The organism is Actinosynnema sp. NPDC059335 (assembly GCF_042752395.1).
Taxonomy (GTDB): domain Bacteria; phylum Actinomycetota; class Actinomycetes; order Mycobacteriales; family Pseudonocardiaceae; genus Actinosynnema.
On the sequence record NZ_JBHYXZ010000194.1, the window covers coordinates 7,800 to 8,482 of the forward strand.

Below are 683 nucleotides of genomic sequence, written 5' to 3' on the forward strand. Positions count from 1 at the left end.
GAGGCGGCAGTGCGCGCCGGCGGGGGCGCGGGGGGGCGCGGCCGGCCGGGGCGGGGGCGGGCCCCGGCCCCCCCCCCCCCCCCCCCGCCGGCAGTCACCACCCGATACGGGCGAACCTCCGAAAACGGGCCGCCCTCAGACCGTGAGCAGCGCGTTGACCTCGTGCCCCGCGAGCCGGCTGCGCCCGCCGAGCCCCGGGATCTCCAGCACCACCGACACCCCGGTGACCACGCCGCCGGCGCGTTCCACCAGCTCGCACGCGGCCGCGGCGGTGCCGCCGGTCGCCAGCACGTCGTCCACCACGACCACGTGCTGACCGGGCGTGATGGACTCGGCGGGCAGTTCGAGCGTGGCCGTCCCGTACTCCAGGTCGTACGACACCCGGTGCGCGACGGCGGGCAGCTTGCCCGGCTTGCGCAGCGGCACGACGCCGTAGTGCCAGCCGTACCCGAGGGCCGCGCCCAGCAGGAAGCCGCGCGACTCGATCGCCGCCACCACCTGCGTGTCGGGGCGGATCTTGTCCTGGAGGGCGTCGACCACGGCGCGCAACGCGTCCGGGTCCGCCAAGACCGGCGTGGGGGGGCGCGCGACCCCCCCCCCCGGGGGGGCGGGGGGCGCGAGGGCCGCCACCGGGCCGGGGGGGGGCGGCGGTGAACGGGGGTGTGGGGGCGGGGCGGAGGCCG

Annotated in this window: 1 protein-coding gene; it reads right to left on the reverse strand. The window is 79.8% G+C overall.

Annotation, left to right across the window (positions count from 1 at the left end; genetic code table 11):
* Positions 1-135: 135 nt before the first annotated feature.
* Positions 136-567, reverse strand: coding sequence for an adenine phosphoribosyltransferase (locus ACFXGA_RS36055; RefSeq protein WP_378096203.1), 432 nt, complete (start codon positions 565-567; stop codon positions 136-138).
* Positions 568-683: the final 116 nt, after the last annotated feature.